This is a genomic window from Streptomyces lancefieldiae (assembly GCF_031845825.1).
Taxonomy (GTDB): domain Bacteria; phylum Actinomycetota; class Actinomycetes; order Streptomycetales; family Streptomycetaceae; genus Streptomyces; species Streptomyces lancefieldiae.
On sequence record NZ_JAVRFH010000260.1, the window covers coordinates 1 to 717 of the forward strand.

Annotated in this window: 2 protein-coding genes; both read left to right on the top strand. The window is 67.8% G+C overall.

Annotated features, from left to right (window positions below):
* Positions 1 to 461, top strand: a 461-nt coding sequence (locus RM812_RS42000) for a DUF3459 domain-containing protein (protein ID WP_311586264.1), incomplete at its 5' end; no start/stop codon positions are given.
* A partial coding sequence (locus RM812_RS42005; RefSeq protein ID WP_311586266.1) for an alpha-amylase family glycosyl hydrolase occupies positions 458 to 717 on the top strand: 260 nt, incomplete at its 3' end. The genes RM812_RS42000 and RM812_RS42005, both read left to right, overlap by 4 nt.

Genomic DNA, 717 nt, shown 5'->3' on the forward strand with positions numbered 1-717 from the left:
GCGAGGGCAGCGAGGAATACCTCGACTCGGAGAAATACCAGCTCAAACCCCGCGACTGGGCCGCCGCCGCCCGCGAGGGCCGCACCATCGCCCCCCTCGTCACCCGGCTCAACACCATCCGGCGCGAGAACCCGGCCCTGCGCCAACTGCGCGATCTGCACTTCCACGCCACGGACAAGGAGGAGGTGATCGCCTACTCGAAGCGGCAGGGATCGAACACGGTTCTGGTGGTCGCCAACCTCGACCCCCACCACACCCAGGAGGCGACGGTCTCGTTGGACATGCCGCAACTCGGCCTGGACTGGCACGAGTCGGTGCCGGTGCGCGACGAGCTCACCGGCGAGACCTACCACTGGGGCAGGGCCAACTACGTGCGCCTGGAGCCGGGCCGTACGCCCGCGCACGTCTGCACGGTTCTGCGACCGTCCCACCCGCAGATCGGAGGGTCACCCATCACATGATCGTCAACGAGCCCGTGCCGGACACCTTCGAGGACACACCCGCGGGGGACCGGGACCCCGACTGGTTCAAACGAGCCGTCTTCTACGAGGTCCTCGTCCGCTCCTTCCAGGACAGCAACGGCGACGGCATCGGCGACCTCAAGGGCCTGACCGCCAGACTGGACTACCTCCAGTGGCTGGGCGTGGACTGCCTCTGGCTCCCGCCCTTCTTCAAGTCCCCCCTGAAGGACGGCGGCTACGACGTCTCCGACTACAC